The sequence below is a fragment of the Cellulomonas sp. P5_C6 genome (assembly GCF_054049635.1).
Genome location: NZ_JBFULZ010000351.1, coordinates 1 through 1,645, shown reverse-complemented (window position 1 = coordinate 1,645; position 1,645 = coordinate 1). Strand labels below are relative to the sequence as shown.

Genomic DNA, 1,645 nt, shown 5'->3' with positions numbered 1-1,645 from the left:
GCGTGGGGTTGTTGGCGGCCTGCTCGTCCAGCCACCGCAGCTTCTGGTCGAGCGTGCTGGCCTGCAGGAGCAGGGTGGCCCGCTGGTCGGGCGACTTGCCGGTGTTCATCCAGGGGCAGGCAGGGTTGCCGGGGCCCGCCTGGGCTGATGCCGCGAGCGGGACGCCGATCGCGAGCGGTACGAGCACCGCGAGCGACGACGCGAGCGCGATCGGGCGGCGGGAACGAGGTCGTCGGATTCGGGACAGCGAGACGTGCATCGGTTCTCCTCATTGAGAGACGGACGCGGCTACTTCGCGCGCAGGGCGCCCCAGCCTGGGTGGTTGAAGCGTTTCAATATGTGTGTTCGAAACTACTCAGATCGCCCCGAAAGCGTCAACCCCTGCGATCCACCGACCTGCGGATATCCGCGATGGGACGACGAGCGATCGGCGGCCGGCGAGGCATGGTGAAACGCTCCATCCCGAGAGAGAGGGAGGCGCTAGGTCGACGACTCACCGCGCTGTGAGCCGCCCCTTGTCGACCATCAGGTCGTGCGTGCCCGCAAGGAGCTCCACGACGCCGTCGGAGCCGAGGTCGACGCGGGCGCGCGCACCCGGCGGGACGCTCACCGTGATCGCCACGTCGTCCCCGTCGGCGCGCCAGTACACCTCGGCGCGGCCAGCCGTCGTGTCGAGCCAGGCCTGCGCCCAGGTCAGGCCTCCCCCGGGACGCGGTGCGACCTCGAAGGCATCGCCGGCGGGTGAGGCCTGCCGTAGCCCCGCGACGGTGCCGTGCAGCCAGTCGGCCACGGCACCGAGTGCGTAGTGGTTGAACGACGTCATGTCGCCGGGATTGACGGTCCCGTCCGGCAGGATCGAGTCCCACCGTTCCCAGATCGTCGTCGCGCCCTGACCGACCATGTAGAGCCACGACGGGCACGCCGTCTGCATCAGCAGGGCGTACGCGCGGTCCAGGTGACCGGTGCTCGACAACGCGTCCAGGATGATCGGTGTCCCGACGAAGCCCGTCGCGACGACATCGCCCTCGGCCTCGACGAGCCCCGCGAGACGGTCCGCCGCGGCGGCGCGCAGGTCGACGGGAAGGAGGTCGAAGGCGAGCGCGAGCGCGTACGCCGTCGGGGCGTCGCTGGACAGCCGCCCGGCCGGGAGCACGTAGCGGCCCACGAAGGCGTCGCGGATCTCGGCCGCGAGGGTGGCGAACCGATCCGCGTCCTCGGTGCGTCCCAGCACCCCGGCCATGCGGGCCAGCAGGTGCGCCGAGCGGGCGAAGTAGGCCGTCGCCACGAGGTGACGATCGGTCCGAGCGTCGGCGGGGTCGTCCGGTGGTGCGGCGGGATCGAGCCAGTCGCCCAGCTGGAAGCCCGAGTCCCACAGTCGGCTCGGACCGGCCAACCGCTCCACGCACTCGACCCATGCGCGGGCCGAGTCGAACTGTCGGGCGAGCACGTCGAGGTCCCCGTAGCGCTCGTACAGCGTCCAGGGCACGATCACCGCGGCATCGCCCCAGGCCGCGCCCGGGCGCGCTGGCGACCACATCGGATTTCCGTAGATCGTCGGGACGAACCACGGCACGGTCCCGTCGGGGAGCTGCTCGAGCGCCAGGTCGCGCAGCCACGACGAGAGCAGCCCGGCGCAGTCGTAGAG

2 protein-coding genes are annotated in these 1,645 nt (G+C 71.4%); both read right to left on the bottom strand.

Features of this window, described 5'->3' with window-relative positions; genetic code table 11:
- The coding region (locus ACXJKG_RS21025; protein WP_456847658.1) for a hypothetical protein at positions 1-259 on the bottom strand (259 nt) is incomplete at its 3' end.
- A 234-nt stretch (positions 260-493) separates the two neighbouring features.
- A partial coding sequence (locus ACXJKG_RS21020; RefSeq protein WP_456847657.1) for an alpha-L-rhamnosidase-related protein occupies positions 494-1,645 on the bottom strand: 1,152 nt, incomplete at its 5' end.